The following is a 26,085-nucleotide window of genomic DNA, read 5'->3' on the forward strand; positions in this document are numbered from 1 at the left end:
TCGACGATCATGCCAGCGCATCATTCAGCCTCCCCGCGCATCCGTTGCTCCGGCCCGTTGGACTCGACCCAGCCCCAGCCCTCGATCACACGCCCTTCGGCGCTGCCGGCGACCCGCACCGCCACGCCCGGCGCGATCGGCCCCGGCGCATCGTCCCAGGGCGTCAGCGCCACGGCCAGCGCGACGGCGGGGATCTCGAGGCGCCAGCGCGCCGGGTGCGTGCCGCGCTCCTGCGCCTCGAGACGCAGCTCGCGCCGCCTGAACGCGCGCACCTGACCGTCGTCAGTGACCAGCACGCAGCCCGGGATCGGTCGTCCGCCCGCCTCGGCACGACGCAGCTCGACACAGGCCAGGGTGCGCGACTCGTCGAGCTGGAGCGTCAGCCGGGTGAGGCGCAGCCCGGCACCAGCACCCTCCCCGCCCCCGGCCCAGAGGTGCTCGAACCAGGCGCGCCCCTCGACCGCGCGCGGCCGGCCGTCGACGAGCAGCCGCCCGCTCACGCTCAGCCCCGGCAACAGATAGCCTTGCGGGCCGGCCGTCGTCGCCTCGGCGCCAAGGGTCGCGGCAAGCCGCGCCAGCCCGAGCGCCGGGGCGCCACCGGCGAGCACCAGCCGCCTCCCCGCGGCATCCTCGAAGCGCAGGCGCCAGGGCGGGCGCCCCGGCCCGAGGTTGAGCGTCCAGTCGCGCACCCACACCCGCGGCGGGTCCGGCCTCGCCCCGGCCAGCCCGAGCACGGCGCGGGCGCGGCGCTGCTCGAACGCGACCCCGACCGGTCCCAGCCGCTGCGACCAGCCCCACAGCAGCCGATCGCCGCGCCAGGCCGAGAGCGGAGGATCGGGCGGTGTCGCCAGGGTCAGGCGGACGACCCCCAGGGTGAGCAGATGCGCCCGTCCATCGGTCTCCTCGACCCGCGCCTGGAGCCGCCACAGCTCCAGCCCCTGGGACGGATGGGCGCCATGGTCGGCGGGCAGGTCCAGCGGACCCGGCACCGCGCCGGGGGCGAGCAGCGCGGCGGCCCCGACGAGCAGCGCAGCATCCTGCTCGACGGGGGGCGGGGGCGCCTCGCAACCGCCGAGCAGCCCGACCAGCGCCAAGACCGGCAGCCGGATGCGGCTCAAGTACCGTCGCTCAGCGCGCCTTCCACACATAGATCGCCTCGGCCTCGGGCAGCAGCTCGCGCAGCTGCGCGAGACGGGTGGTATCGACCGGGTGGGTGCTGAGGAACTCGGGCGGTGCCGCCCTGCCCCGGCTGGCGGCCTGGAAACGCTGCCAGAAGGCAATCGCCTCGCGCGGATCGTAGCCGGCGCGGGCCATGTAGAAGAGCCCCAGACGGTCGGCCTCGAGTTCGTGGGCACGCGAATAGGGCAGGATCACCCCGAGCCGGGCGCCGACGCCATAGGCCTGTACCGCCAGGTCGCTGCCCGGCACGCCCTGGGCGCCGAGCACCGCCGAGAGCAGTCCGGCGCCGAGTCCGGCGAGCATCTTCTGGGAGCGCTGCTCGGCGCCGTGACGCGCCACCACATGGGCGATCTCGTGGGCCATCACCGTGGCCAGCCCGGCATCAGTGCGGGCGATCGGCAGGATGCCGGTGTTGATCCCGACCTTGCCGCCCGGCAAGGCGAAGGCGTTGGGGCTGGGGTCCTCGAACAGTACAAACTCCCAGCGCGCGCCGGGCAGCTCGACGACCCGGGCGATGCGCCGCCCGATGCGCTCGATGCGCGCCTGGGCGGCACGGTCGCGGGCGCGCGGCAGCTCGCGCTTGATCTGCGCGAAGCCACGGGCGCCGAGCCTGGCCTCCTCGGCGTGATCGATCAGCATCAGCTGGCTGCGCCCGGTCTCGGGCGCGCTGGCGCAGCCCCACAGCATCAGCGCCAGCAACCAGGGCGACAGCCGACGGGCGAGCGACGAGGGGGACATCCGGAGGCTCTCTCGTGTAGTAGTCATTGCAGGGCAGATGGGGACGGAGTCGGCGCGCCACCACCCCGGCGCGGCGGTGTACACTGGCCACTCGACGACGCGCCGCATCCCGCGGACGGACTCCGTCGAGAGCGAGGAGATTGATGAGCAAGCTTCACATCCAACCCCAGACCCTGTGCCAGATCATCGGCAAGGTCCGCGAGTTCCAGGCCAAGGAGGAGGTGGTGCTGCCGGACGTCCCCTCGAGCCCGACCGAGGACTGGGGACTGCAGATGCTCGCCGACCACAGCGACGACATGGCGCTGGTGGCGATGACCGAGGCCATCGCCGAGATGAGCCAACGTCAGCGTGCCGAGCTGGTGGCACTGATGTGGCTGGGACGCGGCGACTACGAGCTGGAGGACTGGGAGACGGCGGTCGATGACGCCGTCGGCGAGTATTCGCTGCGCGCGGCGGCCTATCTGCTGGTCCACCCGATGGTCGCCGACGACCTGGAGGAAGGGCTGATCGCCTTCGGCTACTCCTGTCAGGAGTGAGCCGGGGCGTCGCCCCGCCAGCGGCGGGGCGACGGGCGACTCAGTAGTCGCGCAGCCCGAGCACGTCCTGCATGTCGAACTGGCCGCGCGCGCGCGCACCGATCCAGCCGGCGGCACGTACCGCGCCACTGGCGAAGGTCATGCGGCTGGAGGCCTTGTGGGCGATCTCCACGCGCTCGCCCTCGGCGGCGAACCAGACGCTGTGCTCGCCGACCACGTCACCGGCGCGGATGGTCTCGAAGCCGATGGTACGGCGCTCGCGCGCACCGGTGTGGCCCTCGCGCCCGTAGACGGCGACCTCGGCGAGATCGCGCCCGAGCGCCTCAGCCACCACCTCGCCCATGCGCAGCGCGGTGCCCGAGGGGGCATCGACCTTGTGACGGTGATGGGCCTCGATGATCTCGATGTCGACCGTGTCGCCGAGCACCCGCGCGGCGATGTCGAGCAGCTTGAAGGTCAGGTTGACGCCGACGCTCATGTTCGGCGCAAAGACGATGCCGATCGACTCGGCGGCCGCGGCGATCGCCGCGCGCCCGGCCTCGTCGAAGCCGGTGGTGCCGATCACCATGCGCTTGCTGGCGCCGCGGCAGAGTTCGAGGTGGGCGAGCGTGGCCGTCGGCGCGGTGAAATCGATGAGCACGTCGAAGTCGTCGAGCACCGTCGCCAGCTCGGCGACGAGGGTCACGCCGAGCGCGCCGACCCCGGCCAGCTCACCGGCATCGGTGCCGAGCAGCGAGCTGCCCGCGCGCTCGGTGGCAGCGCCGAGCACCACCCCCTCAGCCTCGGTGACGGCTTGTACCAGCGCGCGCCCCATGCGCCCGCCGGCACCGGCCACTGCGATCCTGATGTCTGTCATGTGAAGGATGTCCTTGTTGGCGGATGACGCACCGCGCGCGGCGCGGTGCGACGAGTGCCGCGTCTAGAGCCCCATCTTCTCGAAGAAGCTCTTGACCCCGTCGAGCCAGGAGTGCGACTGCGGATTGTGGCGCGAGCCGCCCTCGCGGACGCTCTCCTCGAAGTCCCGCAGCAGTTCCTGCTGCCGCTCGGTGAGATTGACCGGGGTCTCGATCACCACCTTGCAGATGAGATCGCCGAGCGGGCCGCCGCGCACCGGCTTCACGCCCTTGCCGCGGACCCGGAACATCTTCCCGGTCTGGGTGCCGGCGGGGATCTTCAGCATCACCTTGCCGTCGAGCGTCGGCACCTCCAGCTCACCGCCGAGCGCGGCGACGACGAAGCCGATCGGCACCTGGCAGTAGAGGTTGCTGTCCTCGCGGGTGAAGATCGGGTGCGGCTGCACCTGCACCTGGACGTAGAGATCACCGGGCGGGCCACCAAGCTCGCCGCGATCGCCCTCGCCGGCGAGGCGGATGCGATCACCGGTGTCGACGCCTGCGGGGATCTTCACCGACAGCGTCTTCTCCTCCTGCACCCGGCCCTGGCCACGACAGTGCTCGCAAGGCTCCTCGATCACGTGTCCGGTGCCGCGACACTCGGGACAGGTCTGCTGGATGGAGAAAAAGCCCTGCTGCATGCGCACCTGACCGACACCACCGCAGGTGGGACAGGTCTTGGGCTTGGTGCCGGGCTTGGCGCCGCTGCCGCCGCAGAACTGACAGTCGACCTGGGTGGGGATGCGGATGCTGACATCCTTGCCGTTGACCGCCTCCTCGAGCGTCAGGCTGAGGTCGTAGCGCAGATCGACGCCGCGCTGGGCACGGCGTCCGCCACCGCCCCCGGCACGACCGCCGAAGATGTCGCCGAAGACGTCGCCGAAGATATCGGAGAAGGAGCCGGCGCCGCCGAAGTCACCGGCGCCGCCGAAGCCGCCCGGACCGCCCTCGACCCCGGCATGGCCGAACTGGTCGTAGGCCGAGCGCTTCTTGGCGTCGCTGAGGACGTCGTAGGCCTCCTTGGCCTCCTTGAACTTGGCCTCGGCATCCGGGCCGCCGTTGCGGTCGGGATGATACTTCATCGCCAACCGGCGAAAGGCCTTCTTGAGATCGGCCTCGCTGGCGTTGCGCTGAACACCGAGGACTTCGTAGTAGTCGCGTTTTGACATTGATTCATTCCAGCCGCAGCACGCCAGCCTCGGACGTGTTCATAAGCAGAAAGCGCACGGACGCGGAACGTCGGTACGCTTTCGCCACAAAGGTCGAGGCGGCCGCTTAGCGGCCGCTGACCTCACTTCTTGTCGTCTTTGACTTCTTCGAACTCGGCGTCGACCACGTCGTCGGCACCGCCCTTGGCGCCGGACGACTGGGCGTCGGCGCCACCCTCGGCGCCGGCCTCGCCGCCGGTGGCCTCGGCGTTCTGGGCATAGAGTCGCTCGGCCATCTTCGCCGAGGACTCGCCGAGGGTCTTGGTCAGCGCCTCGATGCGCTCCTTGTCCTCGCCACCCATGGCCTCTTCGAGGTCCTTGATGGCGCGCTCGATCGACTCGCACTCGCCGCTCTCGACCTTGTCACCGAGCTGCTCCATCGACTTGCGGGTCGAGTGGATCATGGTGTCGGCCTGGTTGCGCGCAGCGACCAGCTCCTGGAAGTGACGGTCGTCCTCGGCGTGGGCCTCGGCGTCCTTGACCATACGCTCGATCTCGTCGTCGGAGAGACCGGAGGAGGCCTTGATGACGATCGACTGCTCCTTGCCGGTGGCCTTGTCCTTGGCCGAGACGTTGAGGATGCCGTTGGCGTCGATGTCGAACTTGACCTCGATCTGCGGCACGCCGCGCGGCGCCGGCGGGATGTCGGAGAGGTCGAAGCGACCCAGCGACTTGTTGCTCGCGGCGCGCTCGCGCTCACCCTGGAGCACGTGCACGGTGACTGCGGTCTGGTTGTCGTCGGCGGTGGAGAACACCTGACCGGCGGAGGTCGGGATGGTGGTGTTCTTCTCGATGAGCTTGGTCATCACGCCGCCGAGGGTCTCGATGCCGAGCGACAGCGGGGTGACGTCGAGCAGCAGCACGTCCTTGACCTCGCCGCCGAGCACGCCGCCCTGGATCGAGGCGCCGATGGCCACCGCTTCGTCGGGGTTGACGTCACGGCGCGGGGTCTTGCCGAAGAACTCCTCGACCTTGGCCTGGACCTTGGGCATGCGGGTCTGGCCACCGACCAGGATCACCTCGTCGATCTCGCCGGCGGTGAGACCGGCGTCCTTCAGCGCGGTACGGCAGGGCGCGATGGTGCGATCGACCAGCTCCTCGACCAGCGACTCGAGCTTGGCGCGGGTGAGCTTGAGGTTGAGGTGCTTGGGACCGCTCTGGTCGGCGGTGATGTAGGGCAGGTTGATGTCGGTCTGCTGGCTCGAGGACAGCTCGATCTTGGCCTTCTCGGCGGCCTCCTTGAGACGCTGCAGCGCCAGCGGATCGTTGCGCAGATCGACGCCCTGCTCCTTCTTGAAGGACTCGACCAGGTGGTCGATGATGCGCAGGTCGAAGTCCTCGCCACCGAGGAAGGTGTCACCATTGGTCGAGAGCACCTCGAACTGGTGCTCGCCCTCGATCTCGGCGATCTCGATGATCGAGATGTCGAAGGTGCCGCCGCCGAGGTCGTAGACGGCGACCTTCTGGTCACCGCGCTGCTTGTCCATGCCGTAGGCCAGGGCCGCGGCGGTCGGCTCGTTGATGATGCGCTTGACGTCGAGCCCGGCGATGCGACCGGCGTCCTTGGTGGCCTGACGCTGCGAGTCGTTGAAGTAGGCCGGGACGGTGATCACCGCCTCGGTGATCTCGGCGCCGAGATAGTCCTCGGCGGTCTTCTTCATCTTCTGCAGCACCTTGGCCGAGATCTCCGGCGGCGCCATCTTCTTGCCGCTGACCTCGACCCAGGCGTCGCCGTTGTCGGCCTTGACGATCTTGTAGGGGACCATGTCCTTGTCCTTGCTGACGACCGAGTCGTCGAAGCGGCGGCCGATCAGACGCTTGACCGCGAACAGGGTGTTGGTCGGGTTGGTGACCGACTGACGCTTGGCCGACTGACCGACCAATACCTCACTGTCGTTGGTGTAGGCGATGATCGAGGGGGTGGTGCGATCACCCTCGGCGTTCTCGATGACCTTGACGCTGTCGCCCTCCATCACCGCCACGCAGGAGTTGGTGGTGCCGAGGTCGATACCGATGATTTTTCCCATGACTATGGTCTCCGAATGGTGTCGTATGGCGCCTTGGCGCCTGGCTGTTCGATCAGTTGGGGGAGGCCCCCAGGGCGTTCAAGCGATGCTCAGGCGGGCTGCTGGGAGACCAGCACCAGTGCCGGACGCACCAGTCGGCCGTTGAGCATGTAGCCCTTCTGGATCACCCCCACCACGGTGTTCGGCGCGACGTCCTCGCGCGGCTGCATCGACATCGCCTGATGGAACTCGGGGTCGAAGGGCTGATCGATCGGATCGACCTGCGCCACTCCGAACTTGTCCATCACGTCGCCGAGCAGCTTCAGTGTCAGCTCCGTGCCCTCGCGCAGCTTGGCGACGTCGGCCGCCTCGTCCTGCGCCGCCTGGTGCCCCAGCTCGAGGCTGTCGCGCACCCCCAGCAGTTCGCGCACGAAGCCGTCGAGGGCGAACTTGTGCGCCTTCTCCAGCTCGTTGGCGTGACGCCGCTTGAGGTTCTCGCCCTCGGCGTGGACGCGCAGCAGCTGCTCGCGCAGTCCCTCGGCCTCGGCGCGCGCCTCGGCCAGCGCCGCACCGAGTTCCTCGGCGCTCGGCGCCGCCGGCTCGTCGGGGGCGACCTGCTGCTCGCCCTCGGGGGCGCTGTCCTCGACCGGCGTCTCGACCTCGACCTCGGCCGAGGCCTCGGCGTAAGCCGAGACCGCGGCGCGGTTGACCGCCTCGTCGCCCTGGCCCTGCTGCTCGGGCTGTTGCTCGGGGCGCTTCTGCTCTGGGTTCATTGTGACCTCCGAAATTCCGTAAACGACCACGCCACCACGTCGGACACGGACGCGGCAGCGCGTGATGAAACCTTGTCTCGCGCTAATTCTGACGCAACGCCGCAGCCAGCAGCCGCGCCGTGACATCGACGATCGGGATCACCCGCTGGTAGTCCATGCGGGTCGGGCCGATCACCCCCAGCACGCCGACCACCTCGCCCTCGACCCGATAGGTGGTGGAGACCACGCTGCAGTCGTCGAGCAGCGCGTAGCCCGACTCCTCGCCGATGAAGATCTGCACCCCGTCGGCGGCGATGCAGCGATCGAGGATGTGGAGGATCTCGCGCTTCTCATTGAAGGCCTCGAACAGCTGCTTGAGCCGGTCCATGCTGGAGAGTTCACCGAACTCCATCAGATTGGTCTGCCCGGCGATGTAGCAGTCGTCCTTGCGATCGGCATCCTCCACCACCCGATGGGCGAGCACCGCCGCCTGCATCATCAACTGGTCCATGTTCTCGTGGGTGCGCTTGAGATCCTCGAGCAGTCGTCGGCGCACCTCGTTGATGTCCTGTCCGGTGAACATCTGATTGAGATAGTTGGCCGACTGCTCGAGCTGCGCGGGTGAGAAGCGACGATCGGTGTTGATGATGCGGTTGTGGACCTCACCCTCGGTGGTGATCAGGATCGCCAGCACCCGGGTGTCGGACAGCGGCACCAGCTCGATCTGGCGAAAGGCGTTGCGCTCGTGACGCGGCAGCATCACCACCCCGGCCAGATGGGTGACCCCGGAGAGCAGGTTGGAGGCGGTCTCCACCAGCGACTTGGCATCCATCCCCGGCACGAAGGTGCTGCGCAGCGAGGCGATGTCGCGCGCCGAGGGCGGACTGACCGTCAGCAGCGAGTCGACGAACAGTCGATACCCGGCCGCCGTCGGCACCCGCCCGGCCGAGGTGTGGGGCGAGATCAGCAGCCCCAGGTCCTCGAGATCGGCCATCACGTTGCGCACCGTCGCCGGACTGAGATCGAGACCGGTATCCTTGGCCAGGGTCCGGGAGCCGACCGGCTGACCGTCCCTGATGTAGCGCTCGACCAACGCCTTCAGGAACAGCAGCGCCCGCTCGCTCACCGGGGATTCGAACTGTCGCGTCTCGCCTGCCAAGGTTTCAGCCGTCTACATCACTGGATCGCGCGGATGGACCATCGCCGAACCCCGCCTGCGCCTGCCTTGCGGCCTTGGACATCAGAGGGATCGACCCCGTTAGCACTCACCGTGAGAGAGTGCTAACACAGGAATTTAGGGATTTGCTCCTACCCTGTCAAGGCTGCCCCCGGACGCCTATTGGCGTGTCTGGCCGCCCATGCTAACGTTTATCGGTCCCGCCGTCCCCAACCCCACACAGAACTCCATGGCGCATTTCCAGACCATCGGCATCATCGGCAAGCAAGGCGATCCCGACAAGGCACGCAGCACCCTTTGCACCCTCTGCGCCTATCTGCGCGCGCACGCGCTCGAGGTGCTGCTCGACGCCGAGAGCGCCCATCTGCTCGATGCCCCCGTCGGCGCCGCGCGCCCGCTCGACGAACTCGGCGAGCGCTGCGACCTGGTGATCGTAGTCGGCGGCGACGGCACCCTGCTGCACGCCGCGCGCGTGCTCGCCGCGCACGACGTGCCCCTGGTCGGGATCAACCTCGGGCGCCTCGGCTTCCTCGCCGACGTCTCGCCCGAGGAGATCGGCTCGGTGCTCGAGCGCATCCTCGAGGGTGAGTACAAGACCGACTCGCGCGCCATGCTCGAGGCGCGCATCCACTGCGACCAGACCCCGCCGCGCCGCTCCTGCGCGCTCAACGACGTGGTCATCCACAAGTGGAACACCGCGCGGATGATCGAGTTCGAGACCTATGTCGACGGTGTCTTCGTCAACGCCCAGCGCTCCGACGGGCTGATCATCGCCACCCCCACCGGCTCGACCGCCTACGCCCTCTCCGGCGGCGGTCCGCTGATCGACCCCGGACTCGAGGCCATCGTGCTGGTGCCGATCTGCCCTCACGACCTCGCCCACCGCCCGCTGGTGCTGCCCGCCGATCGACGCATCGAGGTGCGCGTCGGCCCGCTCGAGCTGGGACACGTCCAGGTCACCTGCGACGGTCAGGACGAGCTGCAGCTGCCGCCCGGGGCAACGATCGAGATCACCCGCCACCCCGAGCGCGTCACCCTGCTCCATCCCCTGGGGCAGGATCACTACCAGATCCTCCGCGCCAAGCTCGGCTGGGGCGGACGCACCCAGACCCGGCGGGCATGAACGCACACCCCAGCGAGCACGGAGGCGGCGCGGCATGTTGACCCATCTCATGGTCCGGGACCTGGCCATCGTCAGCGCCGTCGAGCTGGAGTTCGAGGCCGCGATGAGCGCGCTCACCGGCGAGACCGGCGCCGGCAAGTCGATCCTCATCGACGCCCTCGGTCTCGCCCTCGGCGACAAGGCCGAGGCGACGATGATCCGCCCCGGTCGCGAACGTGCGGAGATCGTCGCCGAATTCGACCTCTCGGCGACGCCTGCGGCACGTGAGTGGCTGCGCGCCCACGAACTCGAGAGCGACGAGGACACCTGCATCCTGCGCCGCCTGCTGGTGGCCAAGGGACGCTCGCGGGCCTATGTCAACGGTCATCCCATCACCGCCGCGCAGCTGCGCGCGCTCGGCGAGCTGCTGGTCGACATCCACGGCCAGCACGCCCACCAGTCGCTGCTGCGCGCCGAGGCCCAGCGCGACCTGCTCGACGCCTATGGCGGACACCGCGCGCTCGCCGAGCAGGTCGCCGCCGACTTCCGCGCCTATCGCGACCACGCCCGCGCCCTCGAGCGCGCCGAGCAGGAGGCGCAGAGCCGCGCCGAGCGGCTCGAGCTGCTGCGCTTCCAGGTCGAGGAGCTGGAGGCGGCGGCGATCGACAGCCAGGAACTCGAGCAGCTCGACGGCGAGCAGCGCCGTCTCAGTCATCTCGAACAGCTCCAGAGCGGGGCGGGCGCCGTGCTCCAGGGACTGGCCGAGGGCGAGCCGACGATCTGCGACCAGCTCGCCGGCGTGCTCGCCGAGATCGAGGACCTCGCCGCCATCGACCCGGCGCTCGGCGAGGCCCGCGAACTGTTGGAGACGGCGAGCATCCACGCCGGCGAGGCCGCCGCGGCGCTGCGTCACTATCTCGACGGGTTGGAACTCGACCCCGACGCCCTGGCCACGGTCGAGGCCCGGCTCGAACAGCTCCAGGCGCTGGCGCGCAAGCATCGCATCTTTCCCGCTCAACTGCCCGAATACCTCGCCGAGCGTCGTGCCGAACTCGACGCACTCGAACAGGCCACGATCGTGCTCGCCGGACTGGCCGAGGCGCGCGAGGCGGCCTGGGGGCGTTATCTCCAGGGCGCCGAGACCCTGGGCGCGGCGCGCGCCACGGCCGCCACGCGCCTCGAGAAGACCCTGAGCACGGCGCTGGGCGAACTCGGCATGGCCGGCGGTCGCTTCGCCGTCACGCTCGAGAAGCTGCCCACCGAGCGCGCCACGGCCGGCGGACTGGAGCGGATCACCTTCATGGTCAGCGCCAACCCCGGCCAGCCGCTGCAGCCGCTCGCCCGGGTCGCCTCCGGGGGCGAACTCTCGCGCATCGGGCTGGCCATCCAGGTCGCCACCGCCGCCTGCGGGCGCATCCCCACGCTGGTGTTCGACGAGGTCGACGTCGGCATCGGCGGCGGCGTGGCCGAGATCGTCGGTCGGCTGTTGCGCCGACTCGGCACCGAGCGCCAGGTACTCTGCGTCACCCACCTGCCCCAGGTCGCCGCCCAGGCTCACCGCCAGCTGCGGGTGCGCAAGGAGCGGCGCGAGGGCGAGACCCACACCCGGATCGAGCCGCTCGACGAGTCGGCGCGCATCGAGGAGATCGCACGCATGCTCGGCGGCACCGAGATCACCCGTCGCACCCGCGACCACGCCAGCGAGATGCTCGACCGCGCCGCCACCACGCCTCCGTCCTGAAACCCGCCCAGAGGTCGCCACCGCACGGGCGCCACACCCGCGCCCCGACGAATCGCACATGAACGTACGCACACGCTTCGCCGGCGGACTCATCGCCATCCTCATCGTCGACCTCGCCGTCGGACTCTACGGTTTCCATCTCCACAAGCAGGCCGCCGACCGCGAGTCCGAGATCCGCGCCCGCAGCTCGCAGATCGTCACCACCGCGCTCACCGCCCAGGTCAGCTTCAAGACCCAGGTCCAGGAGTGGAAGAACATCCTGCTGCGCGGCCAGGACCCCGATCTCTACCAGCGCTATCTGGCGCAGTTCGAGCAGGAGGAGACCGAGACCCGCGCCGCCGTCGCCCGGCTGCTCGAGCTGCTGCGCGAGCACGACCCGCGGGTGCGCGCCAGCGCCGAGCGCTTCCTCGCCGCCCACCTGCGCCTCGGCACGGCCTATCGCGCCGCGCTCGATCACTATCGCGCCGAGGACCCGGCCGCCCAGCTCATCGTCGACCGCGACGTGCGCGGCATCGACCGCGAACCGACCGAGCTGATCGACCGCCTGGTGGCCGAGGCGCGCACCCACGAGCGCATCCAGATCGCCGCCATCGACCACCAGACACGCGTCGCCGAGTTCCAGGTCCTGGCGCTGGTGCTCGGGGTGATGAGCGTGGCCGTGGCGGCGCTGATCTGGTTGCTCGATCGCACCATCGGTCAGCCCATCGCCACCGCCACGGCAATCGCCCGGCGGGTCAGTGCCGGCGACTTCTCCACCCAGATCCAGGTCAGCGGCAACGACGAGCACGCGCAGATGCTCCATGCCCTCAAGCACATGCAGGAGAATCTCGCCAACTCCCAGGAGCACCTGCGCCAGAGCGAGGCGCGCTTTCGCCTGCTGCTCGAATCCACCGGCGAGGGTATCTACGGCGTCGACACCCAGGGCCGTTGCACCTTCTGCAACCCCGCCGGCGCACGCATGCTCGGCTATGACGCGCCGCAGGCGCTGCACGGACGCGACATGCACCAGACCCTGCACCACTCACACCTCGATGCCAGCCCCTATGCCGCCTGCGACTGCAGGGCCGCACGCACCCACCGCGACGGCACCCCGGCGCGGGTCGACGACGAGGTGTTCTGGCGCGCCGACGGCACCAGCATCCCGGTCGAGTACCACGCCAACCCGATCTATCGCGACGGCAGCCTGGTCGGCGCGGTGGTCACCTTCGCCGACATCTCCGCGCGCAAGCGCGCCGAGCAGGCGCTGCGCAACGCCCATCAGGCGCTCGCCGAGGAGCGCGCACTGCTCGCCGAGCGGGTGCTCGAGCGCACCGCCGAACTCGATCGCGCCAATGTCGAGCTGGCGCGCAGCGCGCGCGCCAAGGACGAGTTCCTCGCCGCGATGAGCCACGAGCTGCGCACCCCGCTGACCTCCATCCTCGGACTCTCCGAGACCATCGGCGACACCCTGCTCGGGCCGCTCACCGCGCAACAGGCACGCGCCGTCCATACCATCCATGAGAACGGCGCCCATCTCCTCGAGCTGATCAACGACATCCTCGACATGTCGCGGGTGGCCTCGGGACAGATGCAGCTGCGCTGGGACCAGATCCCGGTCAACCAGCTGTGGGAGGCGAGCCTGCGGCTGATCGGCCCGGCGGCCAAGCGCAAGTCGATCACCATCGCCACCGACATCGACCCGGCGGTGCGACTGGTCCAGGGCGACAGCCGCCGGCTCAAGCAGATGCTGGTCAACCTCCTCGGCAACGCCGTCAAGTTCACCCCGGAGGGCGGCCGCATCGGTCTCGAGGTGCGCGCCGACGCCACCCAGGGCGAGGTCCATGTCTGCGTCTGGGACACCGGCGTCGGCATCGCCCCGGAGCAGCGCGAGCGCCTCTTCCAGCCCTTCGTCCAGCTCGACAGCCGACCCTCGCGCCAGTACGACGGCAGCGGGCTGGGGCTGGCGCTCGCCGCGGGCATGGCCGAGCTGCACCACGGGCGCATCGAGGTCGAGAGCGAACCCGGCGCCGGCAGTCGCTTCGACATCGTGCTGCCCTGGGACCCGGCGGCGCAGGAGGCCGGCGACCAACCCGGGGCCCATGCGGCAAGCGACGACGAGACCGCAGAGGCAGACGCGCTCGGCCAGGTCCAGGTGCTGTTGGTCGAGGACAACGAGAGCAACCAGGAGATGATCGCCACCTATCTGCGCATCCGTGGCTGCGCGGTCGCCACCGCCCGTAGCGGCAAGGCGGCGCTGGCGCAGGCACGCGCGCACCGACCGGACGTGATCCTGATGGACGTGCAGATCCCCGGCATGGACGGACTCGAGACCACCCGGCGACTGCGCGAGGCGCCGGCGCTGCGGCGCACCCCGATCATCGCCCTCACCGCGCTGGCGATGCCCGGTGATCGCGAACAGTGCCTCGACGCCGGGATGGACGATTATCTGAGCAAGCCGCTCGGACTCAAGGAACTCTACAACACCCTCACCGGCTGGGTGCGACGCACCCGCGAGAGCTGAGCGCCCCGGCTCAGGACAGCTCCAGACGCCGGCACACCACGCACTTGTTCTTGCCTCGCTTCTTCGCCGCGTACATCGCCTGATCGGCGCGGCGCACCAACAGCTCCGGTGAGCTGGCGTGATCGGGATAGATGGCGACCCCGGCGCTGGCCCCGACCCGCACCCCCTGATAGTGCAGCTGTTCGGCATCGCGGACCAGCGCGATCAGCTTGTCACCGAACTGGTGTGCGGCTGCGGCGTCACCGACCTCGGAGAGCAGGATGGCGAACTCGTCGCCGCCGAGCCGAGCGACGGTATCGGCGCGACGCACCCCCTGGCGCAACAACACCGCGACCTGCTCGAGCAGCCGATCGCCGGCATGATGACCGAAGGTGTCGTTGACCTGCTTGAAACCGTCGAGATCGAGATAGAGCAGACCGTAGCGGCGCCCGTAACGCATCGCGCTCTCGTGGAGCCGTTCGAGCCGATCGAAGAACAGCGTCCGGTTGGGCAGCCCGGTGAGACGATCGTAATGCGCCAGCGTCACCAGCTGCGACTCGTAGAGGCGCCGGCGGATGATGCCGAGCGCCAGGTACCAGGAGCCAACCGCGATCACCAGCAACACCCCGGCGCCGAGCATCAGCAACCGCGCCAGCAACCCGCCGGTGTAACGCTCGATCACCGCCGCCGGGACCTGCGAGACCAGATACCAGACATAGCGCTCGGTGCCCGGTGCGGTGCGCGCGAGATGGCCGACCCCGAGTCGGCGCCCCGGCTCCAGCGGATGGAGTTCGGCGAAGGTGAACAGACCGTTGTCGGTACGGACCTGACCCTGTTCGCGCATGCGCAGCAGCGCCCACTCGCGCGGATAATCGTTGTCGAAGCGCCGCGCCGCGCGCTCCGGGATCATGAAGCCCCAGGTATCGTCCGCGCGCGGGCTGAGCATCCAATAGCCATCGGCGTTGAGCAGCGCGATCTCGCCGCTCATCGACGTGCCGGCGGTGGCCAGACGCTCGAGCAGATGATGGCCGAGATAGTTGATCAGCACCACGCCGCGCTTGTTGCCAACGGCATCGAACACCGGGGTACCGAGCCGGATCATCGGCTTGAGCGGGCGCTCGAGTCCACCGTGCTCGATATTGAGATCGAAGGGCGAGACGTAGACCTGGCCCCGACGCAGCGCCAGGGTGGCGGTGAAGTAATAGCGCTGGTGCTTGTCCTGGAGTTCGGCGCTGCGCACCACCGCCGGGGCGCCATCGTTGTAGTTGACCCGCACCCGCTCGCGCCCCTCGAGATCGAGAAAGCGCAGCTGGTCATAGACCCCCTTGAGGGTGGCGAAGGCGAGATACTCGTCGGCGATGGCCGAGCGCAGGTGTTGCTTGTCGCCGTCAACGAGCAGCCGTTCGAGTTCGTTCTGACCGGCGAGGACGAAGAGGTCGCCGATGACGTCGTCGAAGGTGCCATGGACGAGATAGCGCAGCAGCTCGATGCGGTAGCGCTCCTGCTCGGCGGTGCTCTCGAGATAGCGCTCGACCTCGGACTGGTAGAAGATGGCGCCGAGACCACCGATCACTGCGGCGATGGCGAGAAAGATCGCGAAGAACAGGGTCAGCGAATGACCGAGCAACCGCCCCGCCCCCCGCGCCTCGTCATCGCCTACTGCATCTTGTCCAGTTTGCACCAGGCTCTCGTCCTACCACACACACCCGAACACCCTTGCCGTTCCCCAACCGGTTCACGGCACTGGCGCGATGGTACGCCGCCCCATCGCCGGGTGCCAGTCGGCGAACTGCGCGCGAGACGGCGAGAGCCTCCGTCCCGCGCCCTGGCTCAAACCTTGAACTGGCCGACCATCTCCTGCAGCTCGGCGGCGAGCTTGGCCAGCTCGTCGCTGGAGGCGGCGATCTGACCCGAGGTCTGCGAGGTGGTGTCGACCGACTGGGCGATGTTGGCGACGTTGCGATCGATCTCCTCGGCCACCGCACTCTGCTCCTCGGCGGCACTGGCGATCTGGGTGTTCATGTCGTTGATCTGCGCGATCGCCCCGGCAATGGTGGTCAGCGACTGACCGGCACGGGTGGCCTGATCGACCGTCTCGGTCGAGCGCGCGCGACCCTGTTCCATGGCACCGACGGCGCTGTTGGCCCCCTCCTGCAGGCGCTCGATCATCGCCTGGATCTCCTTGGTCGAGGTCTGGGTGCGACTGGCGAGGTTGCGCACCTCGTCGGCCACCACCGCAAAACCGCGTCCCTGCTCGCCGGCGCGCGCCGCCTCGATCGCGGCATTGAGCGCAAGCAGGTTGGTCTGCTCGGCGATACCGCGGATCACGTCGAGCACCTTGCCGATCTCGTCGCTGTCGGACTCCAGGCGGTGAATGACCCCGGCGGCCTGTTCGACCTCGTTGGCCAGCAGACCGATGGCATCGATCGTCTCGCGTACCACGTCGGCACCCTCGTTGGCCTCGCGATCGGCCTCGCGCGCGGCCTTGGCGGCATCGTTGGCATGACGCGCGACCTCCTGGACGGTCGCAGTCATCTCGTTCATCGCGGTGGCCACCTGATCGGTCTCGGCATGCTGATGCTGGACCTGTTCACGCGTCCCGTCGCTGGTCACCGACAGCTCCTCGGCGGCCGAGGCGAGCTGGCTGGTGGCGCCACTGACCTGACGGACCAGATCGTGGATGCGGGTGACGAAGGCGTTGAAGGCGGTCGCCAGCTGCGCCACCTCGTCGCGCCCGTCGGCCGGCAGGCGTTGGGTGAGATCGCCATCGCCGCTGGCGATATCCTCGAGCGCACCGACCACCCCGCGCAACGGTCGCACCAGATTGCGGCTAAGCAGCACGATCAGCACACTCATCACCGCGAGCCCGACCAGGCCGATCAGCACCACCTTGGTGATCATGGCGTTGACGTGCGCCAGCACCTTGCCCACCGGCAGCGCCATGGCGATGGTCCAGTGCTGCTCGGTGCCGGCGAGCGCCAGCGGCTGGGAAATGACCAGCGCCTCGCCATCGAGGCTGTCGCTCCAACGCTGGGTGACGAAAGGTTCGCCACGCTCGAGCGCGGCGACGAAGCGCTCCATGTCCTCACCGAGCACGTCGGTATCGGTCTCGCGCAGATCCTTGCCGAGACGACGCTCGTCGGGGTGGGCGATGATGGTGCCGGCCTGACTGAACAGCGCGGTGACGCCGTCATAGGGACGGATCTCGGCGACCCGGGCCTGCAGGTCCGAGATCAGTAGATCGACGCCGACCACGCCGGTCACCCGCCCCTGCTCGAGGATCGGCACCGCGATGGAGGTGAGCAGCTGATCAACGCCGCCGAGCGGATAGATATAGGGATCGAGCACCACCGTCTTGCCGCTCTGCTTGGCCAGGCGGTAATAATCGCGGGTCTCGTAGTCTTCGAGGATCTCGGTGCCGATGGTCTCGCCATCGCGATACCAGTAGGGGATGAAGCGACCCGTGGCATCGTGCGCCTCGGCGTCGGCGAAACGGCCGTCCTCACCGTCGAAGGCATCAGGCTCCCACACCATCCAGGTGCCGACCAGCTCCTCGTGGTCGCGCAGATAGGTCTTGAGCAGTCCACTGAAGTAATCGCGACGCACCGCCACCGGGATCTCGTCGCGGGCATGGAGCACGCTCATCAGCGCACTCACCCCCTCGAGTTCGGCCTGCACCGAGCTGGCCAGCTCCACGCCCTGCGCGCGCGCGATCTCCTGGGAGCGCGCGACGGCCTGCTCGGTGGCCGACTCGCGCACCACATCGCGCACGAACAGGATCACCCCGAGCAGTACCACGATGGTCACCGGGATCAGGGTGACCAGTAATTTTTGCATCATCGTCAATCGGTTCAGCATGACAGCAGGCCCTCGCTGGAATAGCGACTGATATAGGTCGAGTGTTATGTGTACGAAAACAGATAGCGACATGCCCGAAGCCGTTTTCACGGACATAACAGCGACGCAGAACCAGGTCGCTGAGCTACCATGCTCGTTTGTCTCGGGCCACGACAGAGGAAGGCGGACCATGCCCCCGGAAACACAGGCATTCATCTCGATCGGGTCGAACATCGCGCCGACCCAGAACATCATATGCAGCCTGGAGCTGCTCCAGACAATGCCGCAGACGCGGCTCAAGCGCCGTTCGTCCTGGTATCGCACGCGACCTTGGGGAATCGAGAACCAGGCCGAATTTCTCAACCTGGTGGTGGAGGTCGAGACCGCGCTCGCCCCCGAGACCCTGCTCGAACACACCCAGACAATCGAACAGCGGCTCGAGCGCCGGCGCACCCTGCGCAACGGCCCGCGCACCATCGATCTCGACCTGCTGCTGCACGGCGACCGGGTGCTGACGCTGCCGCAGCTGACACTCCCCCACCCCGGTCTGCACCAGCGTGACTTCATGCTGATCCCGCTGCTCGAGATCGCCCCCGAGGCCCATCACCCCACGCTCGGCCCGTTGCAGGCGTTGCGCGACGCGGTGAGCTACCGCCAGATCATCGAGCGGATCCCTCAGCCGGCGACCGACGGGCTCGCCGAACCCGCCTGAGCCCTCAGCCCGCGCCGGGATAGAGCGGCGCGAGCGGCGTGGCACGCGCGGTCTCGGTCGAGGCGTCGGTCAGCGCCGGCGCAAGCCGCGCCCAGCAGCCCGCCCCGTCCCAGGGCTCACCCGTCGGGGCATAGAGCGCACGCTCGAGCGCGGCCAGGGTCGCGCCCAGTCCGGGGCGACCGAGTCGCCGCCCCAGCTCCACCGGCCCGGCCGGCGCCCGCGCGCCCCAGCGCGCCCGCCCCCAATCGAGCAGCGCTGCGCGCGCGGCGCGCGGATCGTTGGCGCGACAGGCCGCCTCCACCCTGGCCCGCGCCGCACCGAGATCCACCGAGGCGCGCGGCGCCGCCACCGGCGCCTCGCCCCCGGCGCGGACGGCGCCACCACAGCCAGATCAGCGTCGCCGCCCACCCCAGCCCCAGCACCAACGCGATCCAGGGCCAGGGCCCGGCCCCGGCCGCGCCCTGCCCACCCTCATCGGTCGCGACCGGTCCGTCCCCCGCCACCGTCTCGGCAACGGCCGCCGAGGCCGGGCGCGAGGGCAGCGCCGTGCCGGGCGCCGGCGCGACCTCCAGGGTACGCGCCGGGATCACCGCCTCGCGCGGACGGTCGTTGACCAGGTCCCACCAGGCCAGATGCACCTCGGGCAGGTGCAGCGGACCTGGGCGGGTCGGGATCAGCGCGATCTCGTGGCGCGCGCTGGCGCGCACCTCGCCGACGGCGAGCCCGTCCTCGACCCGCGGACGACCGGGATAGCGCTGCGCGCCCTCGACCTCGGGCAGCACCAGTTCGGGGAGCTGGGTGGCGCTCGCGCCCTCGGCCTCCAGCGTCAGCACCCGCGTCAGCGGCTCGCCGACCACCGCGCGCGGCGGGGTCTCGGCCCAGTCCTCGCGCAGCCGCACCGCGCTCGCCGGCAGCCAGGGCTCGGCGGCGGCGTCCGGGCGCGCTCGCACCTGCAGAGTCAGGGTCTCGGCGCGCTCGACCAGCCGCCGCTCGCCGCCCCCGGCACCGAAGCCCGAGAGGCTGGGGAAGTCGCGATAGAGCGCCCCCGGACGGGGCGCGGCGGCGAAGATGACATCGAGCCGCGGCCCCTCGACCCGCAATGCCCCGCTGTGCTGGGGGATGAGCAGATAACGCTGCTCGACCCGGGTGTACTCGACGCCGTCGACCACCGCGCGGGCACTCCGGTCCTCGCCCAGCGGCTCGACGATCGCGCCCTCGGCCACCGGCGCCGAGAGCGCCGCCTGCAGCGGACGCTCGCGCAGCAGGATCGCCACCCGATAAACCAGCGCCTGCTGTACATAGGGGGTGGCGGTCTCGACCTCGGCCTCGACCCGGGCCAGGGGCGGCGTGCCGGGCTCGGCAGCGCGCCGCGCCCCGGCCTCCACCACCTCCACCCGACGCGGCTCGGTGCGCGCCGCGCCGAGCGCGATCGGGGCGATCTCGATCACTCCGGGGTGACGCGGCGCGAGCACCAGGGTCCACACCCGCAGCCGCGAGATCGTGCCGTTGATGATCCGCATCTGCTCGGCATGGCTGCGCTCGAGCACCTCGAAGTCCTGCTCCAACCGGCGCAGATCGGGCTCGCCCTTGAGTCCGCCCTCGGCGATCAGCCGCACCACCAGGGTCTCGTTGAGCGCCAGGCGCTGACGCTCGAGATCGAGCCGCAGCGGCGCCGACTGCGCCAGGGCATCGAGCGAGCAGCCGACGAGCAGGAGGATGAGCAGGACAAGCGACCAGGGTCTCACGGCAGACGTCCCTCCCGACGCAGGTGTTGCAACAGAAAGCGTTCACGCAGCAGCCCGCCGGGATCGTCCGGCACCCGCCGCAGCTGGGCATCGAGGGCGCGGGCGCGCTCGTCGCCGGGATCGGCGTCGGCGGCCTCGCGCGCGCCCGCCGCCTCGGTCCCCGCCCCGCGCCCGGTCCCGCCGGCCTCGGACTCGGACTCGGACTCGGGATCGGGATCGGGATCGGGATCGGACTCGGACTCGGGATCGGGATCGGGATCGGGATCGGGATCGGGATCGGGATCGGGATCGGGATCGGGATCGGGATCGGGATCGGGATCGTCGCCCGCTCCATCATCGCGGGTCGAGGGCGAATCATCGGGGCGCGGTGCGGGCGGCTCATCACCGGGCGCGTCGGGTGCGCTCTCGTCTTCCGCGGCGCCCGCCGCGTCCCTCGGCTCGTCCGACGGCTCCCCGGATCGCTCGCCATCGGCCGAACCGTCGTCCCCCGTGTCATCGTCGTCACCGGGCCCACCGGCGTTCTCGGGCGGCGTCTGCGCGCGCGCCGCCTCGACCAGTTCGAGGTTGTGACGGGCATCGGCATGGTCCGGGTCGCTCTCGAGCACCCGGCGATAGGCGGCGGCGGCCTCGTCGAGCCGACCGAGCCGGGCGAGCGCATTGCCCCGGTTGTACTCGGCCTCGCCCCCCGTCACCCCGGCGAGCGCCGCCAGCGCCGCGGCCGGATCACCGGCGCGCTGCAACGCGGTGGCGCGCCAGGCCGGATCGCGAAAACGCTCGGCCGCGCCGGCGGCGTCCCCCGCCGCGAGCGCCCGCGCACCCTGCTGGTCGGGACGCCACCACAGCCAGTCCCAGCCATCGGCGCGCGCCGGTGGCACGGGCCAGACCAGCACCACCACCAGCAACAGCCAGCCGCGACGGAAGGCCAGCGCCGCCAGCGGCAGCAGCGCGAGCAGCAACCAAGGACCCTGGTCGCGCCAGCGCGCCACCAGTTGCTCGTGCTCGCCCGGACTCGGGTCACCGAGGGCGAGCAGGCGCTCGGTGTCACGCCCATCGGCGCGCGCCTCCAGATAGCGCCCGCCGCCGACCCGGGCGAGGCTGCGCAGCGCCTCCGGGGTGAAGGGGGCGAGGCGCACCGCGCCCTCGGCGTCGGTGGCCAGCCCGCCCTCGGCCAACGGCAGCGGCGTGCCGCCGGGGCGACCCAGCGCCAGCACCGAGAGCCGGTGCCCGGCCGCGCGCAGCGCGCCCGCCGCGGCCAGCGCTGCGGCCGGACCGTCGAGCGCATCGGTCAGCAGCACCACCTCGCCGTGCCGTGCCCCGGCGCGATCGAGCAGGGCGCCGGCCTCGGCCAGCGCCAGGTCGGTGCGACGCGCACCCTCGACCGGCAACAGAGCGGGTTCGAGCAGCGGCACCTGGGCGGCGATGGTGCGCGCGTCCGTGGTCAGCGGCGAGACCAGGAAGGGCGCGGCGCCGAAGGCGATCAGCGCCACCGCGCCGTCGCGCTGGCCGCGCAGCAGGTCGAGCAGCTCGAAGCGTGCGCGCGCCAGCCGCGAGGGCGCGAGATCGGCCGCGCCCATGCTCGGCGAGAGATCGAGCAGCAGCACCCGCGACACCCCGCTCTCGAGCAGCGGCTGCGGCACGCGCTGCCAGGTCGGCCCGCTGAGCGCGAGCACCAGCAACACCCCGCCCAGCACGGCGAGCGCCAGCGGCCAGCGCCGCGTCGCGCCGTGCCCGGGCACGAGCAGCGCCTCGAGCAACTCGGGATCGACCAGCGCGCGCCAGCGCCCCGCCCCGCCCCGGGTCCGCGCCGCCGCGACCAACACCGCCAGCAGCGGAATCAGCGCCAACAGCCACCAGGGGCGCAACAGATGGAAATCAGCCATCCTCCGTCCTCCACGCCCCCAGCCGCGCCGCCGCGATCAGCAGCGCCAGCAACAGCGCGCCACCCGCCGGCCAGGGATACAGCTCCACCCGCGGGCGCAGCGCGCGCGCCTCGCGCGCCTCGGGCTCGATGCGGTCGATCTCGTCATAGACCGCCTCGAGCGCCTCGCTCGCCCCGGCGGAGAAAAAGCGCCCGCCGGTGCGCGCGGCGATCGCCTCCAGGGTCTCGGGGTCGAAGCCGCGCCCCTGGCGCAGCAGGCGCAGCCCGAGCCCGCCGAGCCGACCGTCGGCGCCGCCGCCGATCCCGATCACGTGCACCCGCACCCCGGCCTCGGCGGCGAGCGCGGCGGCCTCCAGCGGGGCGATATGACCGGCGGTGTTCTCGCCGTCGGTGAGCAGGATCAGCACCCGCTCGCCTGCGGGCGCCTCGCGCAGCCGCTTCACCGCCAGCGCGATCGCGTCCCCGATCGCCGTCTCCCGCCCGGCCAGCCCGACCACGCTCTCGGCGAGCAGGGTCGCCACCGTGGCGCGGTCGAAGGTCAGCGGGGTCTGCAGATAGGCGCGCGAGCCGAACAGGATCAGCCCCAGCCGGTCGCCCTCGCGCCGCCGCACGAAGTCGCCGGCCAATTGCTGTACCACCGCCAGACGCGACACCCGACGCCCGGCGAGCAGATAGTCGGGCTCTTCCATGCTGCCGGAGATGTCGACCGCGAGCATCAGGTCGCGCCCGCTGCGCGGCACCCCGAGCGGGTCCCCGACCCACTGCGGGCGTGCGCTGGCGAGCACCAGCAGCACCCAGGCGAGCAGCGCCAGCCAACGCCAGGGTCGTGCGCCGCCACTGGCCGTGCCGGCCAACCCCTCGGGCAGCAGCGTCGGCGGCAGGCGCAGCGCCGCGCCCGGCGCCCGGCGCGCCGGTGGCAACCGCCGCGCGAGCAGCGGCAGGGGCAGCGCGAGCAGCGCCCAGGGCCAGGCCAGGGAGATCATCGCCCGCGCCCCTGGGCGCGGATCCAGCGCTCGACCAGCTCGAGCAGCGCCTCGGCGTCGACCGCCGAGTCGCCCGGCCGTCGATAGGCCTGTTCGACCAGCGCCCAGCCGATCCCATTGGAGAAGGCCCCCGCGCCGCCCTCGGCATCGAGGAAGGCGAGCCAGTCGGCGCCGGCGAGCCCGGCCACCCGCGCCCGGCCATGACGCACCAGCGCCAGGCGACGCAGCAGGCGCGAGCACCCGGCGGCAAGCGCCCGCGCATCGCCGTCGGCGGCGAACCCGGCGCGCAGCCGCGCCAGCTCGGCGAGCGCCGCGCGTCGGGGCGCGACACGCCGCCGGTGGCGCCGCCAGGCCCAGACGCCCCAACCGAGCAGCGCCAGCCCGAGCGCGGCGAGCAGCCACCAGCCCGGCGCCGGCGGCCACCAGCCGACCGGCGCCGGTGCATGCCAGTCGCGCAGCCCGGCAAGCGGATCCGTCGGGGTCATCGCCCCCACCCCGGACGCAGCCCGAGCCCGCGCGCCAGCGCCGCGGCCGGGTCCTGATCGGTGCGCAGACGCAGCAGGTGGGCGCGATGGGCGCGCGCCTGCTCGACGATCTGCTCGCGCGCAGCGGCGCGCGCCTCGGCCCAGGCGGCGCGCCGTCGCGACCCGCGCAGGTCGAGCCAGCCGCGGCGCCCGGCGGCGAGCACCGGGTAGCGTCCGGGCGGCGGCGGTTCGCACTCGAGCACATCCTCGATCTGTACCCACACCAGCTCGGCACCGCGCCCCAGCCGGGTCAGGCTGGGGTCGCGTCCCGCGCCGAGCCCGGCGAGATCGCTCACCAACACCACCAGCGCGCCGGGACGGACCACCCGATCGAGCCGTGCGAGCGCCGTCTGCAGCGTCATCGCCGTCTCAGCCGAGACGGCGGCGGGCGCGGCCAGCGACTCGAACAGCGCGAGCAGCCCGCGACCACGCGCCGCCGGCGGATGCAGCCGGATGGCGTGGTCGTCGAACACCAGCCCGCCGACGCGATCGCCCCGCGCCAGCGCCGCCCAGCCGAGCAGCGCGGCGACGCGCGCGGCGATCACCGACTTGAAGGCCACCCGGGTGGCGAAACGCATCGTCGCGCGCTGATCGACACAGAGCCACACCGGGCGCTCGCGCTCCTCGCGAAAGCACTTGACGTGCGCCTCACCGGCGCGCGCGGTGACCCGCCAGTCCATGTGACGCGGCTCGTCGCCGGGCTGGTAGGGGCGCGATTCGGCAAACTCCATACCGCGCCCGCGCAGCCGCGACGGATGCGCCCCGCCCCGCGCGGCGAGCACCCGCGCGCGCGGGGCGAGATCGAGCCCGCTGGCGCGGGCGCGCAGCCCGACCAGCTCGGCGACCCCGACGGCAAGCGCGCTGGTCTCAGGCACAGCTCACCCGCGCCAGCAGCAGCGCGATGAAGTCGTCGGCGGTGCGCCCTTCGGCCTCGGCCTCGTAGCCGAGCAGCAGACGGTGACGGAGCACGTCGGGGGCGAGGCGGCGCACGTCCTCGGGGGAGACGAAGTCGCGTCCCTCCAGCCAGGCCAGGGCGCGCGCGCAGCGCTCCAGCGCCAGGGTGGCGCGCGGACTGGCACCGAAGCGCAACCAGCCATCGAGCGCCGGGTCGTAGTCGGCCGGGGCGCGGGTGGCGAGCACCAGGTGGAGCAGATAGTCCTCGACCTCGGGGGCGAGATAGAGATCGAGGATGGCGCGCCGCGCCGCGAACACCTGGGCCTGGGTGATCTCGGCGCCGCCCTCGCTCGCGCCGGCACCGTCGCGCGCCCGGTCGCGGTCGAGGGCGAGGATGGCGCGCTCGGTGTCGAGGTCGGGGTAGTCGACCCGCACCTGCATCAGGAAGCGATCGAGCTGGGCCTCGGGCAGCGGATAGGTGCCCTCCTGCTCGATCGGGTTCTGGGTGGCCATCACCAGAAACAGTTCGGGCAGCCGATAGGTCTCGCGCCCGACGGTGATCTGGCGCTCGCCCATCGCCTCGAGCAGCGCCGACTGCACCTTGGCCGGGGCGCGGTTGACCTCGTCGGCGAGCAGCAGGTTGTGGAACAGCGGCCCGCGATCGAAGCGGAAGCTGCCGTCATGGGGACGATAGATCTCGGTGCCGGTGAGGTCGGCGGGCAACAGGTCGGGGGTGAACTGGACGCGGTGGAAGTCGCCCTCGATCCCCTCGGCCAGGGCCTTGACCGCGCTGGTCTTGGCCACCCCGGGCGGGCCCTCGACGAGCAGATGGCCGTCGGCGAGCAGCGCCACCAGCAGCCGCTCGACCAGGGCGCGCTGACCGAGGATGCGCGCCGAGAGCCGCACCCGCAGCGCGGCGAAGACCGCCTGTAGATCGCTCACCGGATCAGCTGCCGACACGGCGCACCCCCTCGTCGTCAAAAGCGTCTGACTCGATCCAGTCGAGCAGCGCGTGCGGGCTGCTCAGCGGCGTCCCGGCACCGGCCGCATGCAGCCGCGCCGGGTCGGTATAGCCCCAGCCGACGGCGACGAAGCCGGTGCCGGCGGCGCGCGCCGCCTCCAGGTCGCGCAGCTCGTCGCCGACATAGAGCATGCGCGCCGGGCGCAGCCGCTCGCGCGCGGCAAGCCGACGCAGCGCGCGCGCCTTGCCGAACAGCGCCGCGCCACCGATGACGAAGTCGAGATGGGGCAGCGGATAGCGCGCGAGATAGGTCTCCAGGCTGTCGCTGGCGTTGGAGGAGAGCACGCCGAGTCGCACCCCGCGCGCGGCCAGCGCCTCGAGGGTCTCGGTCCAGCCGGGGACCGGCGGGGTGGCGAGCAGACCGGCGCGCATCTCGCGGCGCATCCGCGCCGCGAAGCTCGGCACCCGGTACGACGGAATACCCAGCGTCTGCACGATCTCGCGCGCGTGCAGCCCGCGCAACCGCTCGGCGGCGGCGCGGTCGAGCGCGGCGCAGCCGAACGCCGGGCCGACCCGGGTGAAGGCGTCGAGCGCCGCCTCGGTGCTGTCGACCAGGGTGCCGTCGAAGTCGAAACAGAGACAATCGAACATAGGGGATAGATAATCCATAGGGGTCGAGATCGAACGAGACTGACCGAGCCGACATGACCATATCCATGGGGATGGAACCACACGGCGC

General features: G+C 70.9%; 21 protein-coding genes and 1 pseudogene. 5 read left to right on the forward strand and 17 right to left on the reverse strand.

From position 1 onward, the window contains the following. Positions 1 to 20: 20 nt before the first annotated feature. Together MARPU_RS09660 and MARPU_RS09665 are read right to left on the reverse strand one after the other, a co-directional pair. Positions 21 to 1,118 (reverse strand): lipocalin-like domain-containing protein, encoded by a 1,098-nt coding sequence (locus MARPU_RS09660; RefSeq protein ID WP_025275256.1) that lies wholly within the window; start codon positions 1,116 to 1,118, stop codon positions 21 to 23. Positions 1,119 to 1,128: 10 nt separating this feature from the next. Then, on the reverse strand, positions 1,129 to 1,917 hold the full coding sequence (locus MARPU_RS09665; RefSeq protein ID WP_005224964.1) for a M48 family metallopeptidase: 789 nt from the start codon (positions 1,915 to 1,917) through the stop codon (positions 1,129 to 1,131). A gap of 143 nt (positions 1,918 to 2,060) precedes the next feature. Here MARPU_RS09665 and MARPU_RS09670 point away from each other — a divergent pair, with 143 nt between their 5' ends. Next, positions 2,061 to 2,453 (forward strand): DUF3775 domain-containing protein, encoded by a 393-nt coding sequence (locus MARPU_RS09670; protein WP_005224965.1) that lies wholly within the window; start codon positions 2,061 to 2,063, stop codon positions 2,451 to 2,453. Between the two features lie 40 nt (positions 2,454 to 2,493). On the opposite strand, the gene dapB is transcribed toward MARPU_RS09670, so the two are convergent. The 5 genes from dapB to hrcA all read right to left on the reverse strand — a co-directional run bounded on the left by dapB (position 2,494) and on the right by hrcA (position 8,471). Next, positions 2,494 to 3,309, reverse strand: coding sequence for a 4-hydroxy-tetrahydrodipicolinate reductase (gene dapB, locus MARPU_RS09675; protein WP_005224966.1), 816 nt, complete (start codon positions 3,307 to 3,309; stop codon positions 2,494 to 2,496). Positions 3,310 to 3,372: 63 nt separating this feature from the next. Further along, positions 3,373 to 4,515, reverse strand: a complete 1,143-nt coding sequence (gene dnaJ / locus MARPU_RS09680; protein WP_005224967.1) for a molecular chaperone DnaJ — start codon at positions 4,513 to 4,515, stop codon at positions 3,373 to 3,375. A gap of 122 nt (positions 4,516 to 4,637) precedes the next feature. Further along, complete coding sequence (dnaK, locus tag MARPU_RS09685; protein WP_005224968.1) at positions 4,638 to 6,581, reverse strand: molecular chaperone DnaK; 1,944 nt, start codon at positions 6,579 to 6,581, stop codon at positions 4,638 to 4,640. An 89-nt stretch (positions 6,582 to 6,670) separates the two neighbouring features. Further along, positions 6,671 to 7,333, reverse strand: a complete 663-nt coding sequence (gene grpE, locus MARPU_RS09690; protein WP_005224969.1) for a nucleotide exchange factor GrpE — start codon at positions 7,331 to 7,333, stop codon at positions 6,671 to 6,673. Positions 7,334 to 7,415: 82 nt separating this feature from the next. Beyond that, positions 7,416 to 8,471: a heat-inducible transcriptional repressor HrcA gene (hrcA, locus tag MARPU_RS09695; RefSeq protein WP_005224970.1), complete on the reverse strand. Its 1,056-nt coding sequence runs from the start codon at positions 8,469 to 8,471 to the stop codon at positions 7,416 to 7,418. Between the two features lie 247 nt (positions 8,472 to 8,718). On the opposite strand from hrcA, the gene MARPU_RS09700 reads away from it, so the two are divergent. From MARPU_RS09700 to MARPU_RS09710, 3 genes are read left to right on the forward strand one after another with little or no spacing between them, the layout of a single operon-like run. Beyond that, positions 8,719 to 9,612, forward strand: a complete 894-nt coding sequence (locus tag MARPU_RS09700; RefSeq protein ID WP_025275257.1) for an NAD(+) kinase — start codon at positions 8,719 to 8,721, stop codon at positions 9,610 to 9,612. A 34-nt stretch (positions 9,613 to 9,646) separates the two neighbouring features. Then, positions 9,647 to 11,332, forward strand: coding sequence for a DNA repair protein RecN (recN, locus tag MARPU_RS09705; RefSeq protein ID WP_005224972.1), 1,686 nt, complete (start codon positions 9,647 to 9,649; stop codon positions 11,330 to 11,332). 58 nt (positions 11,333 to 11,390) lie between these two features. Further along, positions 11,391 to 13,832 carry a response regulator gene (locus tag MARPU_RS09710; protein WP_005224973.1) on the forward strand — a complete coding sequence of 814 codons (2,442 nt, stop codon included), beginning with the start codon at positions 11,391 to 11,393 and terminating at the stop codon, positions 13,830 to 13,832. Positions 13,833 to 13,842: 10 nt separating this feature from the next. Here MARPU_RS09710 and MARPU_RS09715 read toward each other — a convergent pair whose 3' ends face one another. Next, complete coding sequence (locus MARPU_RS09715) at positions 13,843 to 15,492, reverse strand: sensor domain-containing diguanylate cyclase (protein ID WP_005224974.1); 1,650 nt, start codon at positions 15,490 to 15,492, stop codon at positions 13,843 to 13,845. A 149-nt stretch (positions 15,493 to 15,641) separates the two neighbouring features. Further along, positions 15,642 to 17,651 carry a methyl-accepting chemotaxis protein gene (locus MARPU_RS09720; RefSeq protein WP_232229457.1) on the reverse strand — a complete coding sequence of 670 codons (2,010 nt, stop codon included), beginning with the start codon at positions 17,649 to 17,651 and terminating at the stop codon, positions 15,642 to 15,644. A gap of 187 nt (positions 17,652 to 17,838) precedes the next feature. On the opposite strand from MARPU_RS09720, the gene folK reads away from it, so the two are divergent. Further along, positions 17,839 to 18,360: a 2-amino-4-hydroxy-6-hydroxymethyldihydropteridine diphosphokinase gene (gene folK, locus MARPU_RS09725; RefSeq protein WP_005224976.1), complete on the forward strand. Its 522-nt coding sequence runs from the start codon at positions 17,839 to 17,841 to the stop codon at positions 18,358 to 18,360. Positions 18,361 to 18,364: 4 nt separating this feature from the next. Here the strand turns inward: folK and MARPU_RS18210 are convergent, their stop codons facing one another. The 8 genes and pseudogenes from MARPU_RS18210 to MARPU_RS09760 form a co-directional block, all read right to left on the reverse strand. Continuing rightward, positions 18,365 to 18,709, reverse strand: coding sequence for a BatD family protein (locus MARPU_RS18210; RefSeq protein ID WP_456085370.1), 345 nt, complete (start codon positions 18,707 to 18,709; stop codon positions 18,365 to 18,367). Positions 18,710 to 19,757: 1,048 nt separating this feature from the next. Next, positions 19,758 to 20,105: pseudogene (locus MARPU_RS18215) on the reverse strand (BatD family protein); the annotation flags it as partial. Next, a complete protein-coding gene (locus MARPU_RS09735) occupies positions 20,102 to 21,985 on the reverse strand; it encodes a VWA domain-containing protein (protein ID WP_005224978.1) in 1,884 nt (627 codons plus the stop codon). The gene MARPU_RS09735 and the pseudogene MARPU_RS18215, both read right to left, overlap by 4 nt. After that, on the reverse strand, positions 21,978 to 22,967 hold the full coding sequence (locus MARPU_RS09740; protein WP_005224979.1) for a VWA domain-containing protein: 990 nt from the start codon (positions 22,965 to 22,967) through the stop codon (positions 21,978 to 21,980). The genes MARPU_RS09735 and MARPU_RS09740 overlap by 8 nt, the downstream gene beginning before the upstream one ends. Then, positions 22,964 to 23,452 carry a DUF4381 domain-containing protein gene (locus MARPU_RS09745; protein WP_025275259.1) on the reverse strand — a complete coding sequence of 163 codons (489 nt, stop codon included), beginning with the start codon at positions 23,450 to 23,452 and terminating at the stop codon, positions 22,964 to 22,966. Before MARPU_RS09745 ends, MARPU_RS09740 begins: the two co-directional genes overlap by 4 nt. After that, the gene (locus tag MARPU_RS09750) at positions 23,449 to 24,366 is read right to left on the reverse strand and encodes a DUF58 domain-containing protein (protein ID WP_005224204.1); all 918 of its coding nucleotides are present in this window, start codon (positions 24,364 to 24,366) and stop codon (positions 23,449 to 23,451) included. The genes MARPU_RS09745 and MARPU_RS09750 overlap by 4 nt, the downstream gene beginning before the upstream one ends. Then, positions 24,359 to 25,345, reverse strand: coding sequence for an AAA family ATPase (locus tag MARPU_RS09755; RefSeq protein WP_005224205.1), 987 nt, complete (start codon positions 25,343 to 25,345; stop codon positions 24,359 to 24,361). The genes MARPU_RS09750 and MARPU_RS09755 overlap by 8 nt, the downstream gene beginning before the upstream one ends. After that, a complete protein-coding gene (locus MARPU_RS09760; protein WP_005224206.1) occupies positions 25,332 to 25,997 on the reverse strand; it encodes an HAD family hydrolase in 666 nt (221 codons plus the stop codon). The genes MARPU_RS09755 and MARPU_RS09760 overlap by 14 nt, the downstream gene beginning before the upstream one ends. Between the last annotated feature and the right edge of the window lie 88 nt (positions 25,998 to 26,085).

It is taken from the genome of Marichromatium purpuratum 984, assembly GCF_000224005.2.
Classification (GTDB): domain Bacteria; phylum Pseudomonadota; class Gammaproteobacteria; order Chromatiales; family Chromatiaceae; genus Marichromatium; species Marichromatium purpuratum.

Excerpts from the sequence above, each read along its gene's own strand:
- MARPU_RS09745 (WP_025275259.1), bottom strand. The coding sequence starts at position 23,452 with ATGACCCCGACGGATCCGCTTGCCGGGCTGCGCGACTGGCATGCACCG.
- MARPU_RS09720 (WP_232229457.1), bottom strand. The coding sequence starts at position 17,651 with ATGATGCAAAAATTACTGGTCACCCTGATCCCGGTGACCATCGTGGTA.
- MARPU_RS09700 (WP_025275257.1), top strand. The coding sequence starts at position 8,719 with ATGGCGCATTTCCAGACCATCGGCATCATCGGCAAGCAAGGCGATCCC.
- MARPU_RS09740 (WP_005224979.1), bottom strand. The coding sequence starts at position 22,967 with ATGATCTCCCTGGCCTGGCCCTGGGCGCTGCTCGCGCTGCCCCTGCCG.
- MARPU_RS09710 (WP_005224973.1), top strand. The coding sequence starts at position 11,391 with ATGAACGTACGCACACGCTTCGCCGGCGGACTCATCGCCATCCTCATC.
- recN (WP_005224972.1), top strand. The coding sequence starts at position 9,647 with ATGTTGACCCATCTCATGGTCCGGGACCTGGCCATCGTCAGCGCCGTC.
- MARPU_RS09665 (WP_005224964.1), bottom strand. The coding sequence starts at position 1,917 with ATGTCCCCCTCGTCGCTCGCCCGTCGGCTGTCGCCCTGGTTGCTGGCG.
- grpE (WP_005224969.1), bottom strand. The coding sequence starts at position 7,333 with ATGAACCCAGAGCAGAAGCGCCCCGAGCAACAGCCCGAGCAGCAGGGC.
- MARPU_RS09670 (WP_005224965.1), top strand. The coding sequence starts at position 2,061 with ATGAGCAAGCTTCACATCCAACCCCAGACCCTGTGCCAGATCATCGGC.
- MARPU_RS09735 (WP_005224978.1), bottom strand. The coding sequence starts at position 21,985 with ATGGCTGATTTCCATCTGTTGCGCCCCTGGTGGCTGTTGGCGCTGATT.
- dapB (WP_005224966.1), bottom strand. The coding sequence starts at position 3,309 with ATGACAGACATCAGGATCGCAGTGGCCGGTGCCGGCGGGCGCATGGGG.
- MARPU_RS09760 (WP_005224206.1), bottom strand. The coding sequence starts at position 25,997 with ATGTTCGATTGTCTCTGTTTCGACTTCGACGGCACCCTGGTCGACAGC.
- folK (WP_005224976.1), top strand. The coding sequence starts at position 17,839 with ATGCCCCCGGAAACACAGGCATTCATCTCGATCGGGTCGAACATCGCG.
- dnaJ (WP_005224967.1), bottom strand. The coding sequence starts at position 4,515 with ATGTCAAAACGCGACTACTACGAAGTCCTCGGTGTTCAGCGCAACGCC.
- dnaK (WP_005224968.1), bottom strand. The coding sequence starts at position 6,581 with ATGGGAAAAATCATCGGTATCGACCTCGGCACCACCAACTCCTGCGTG.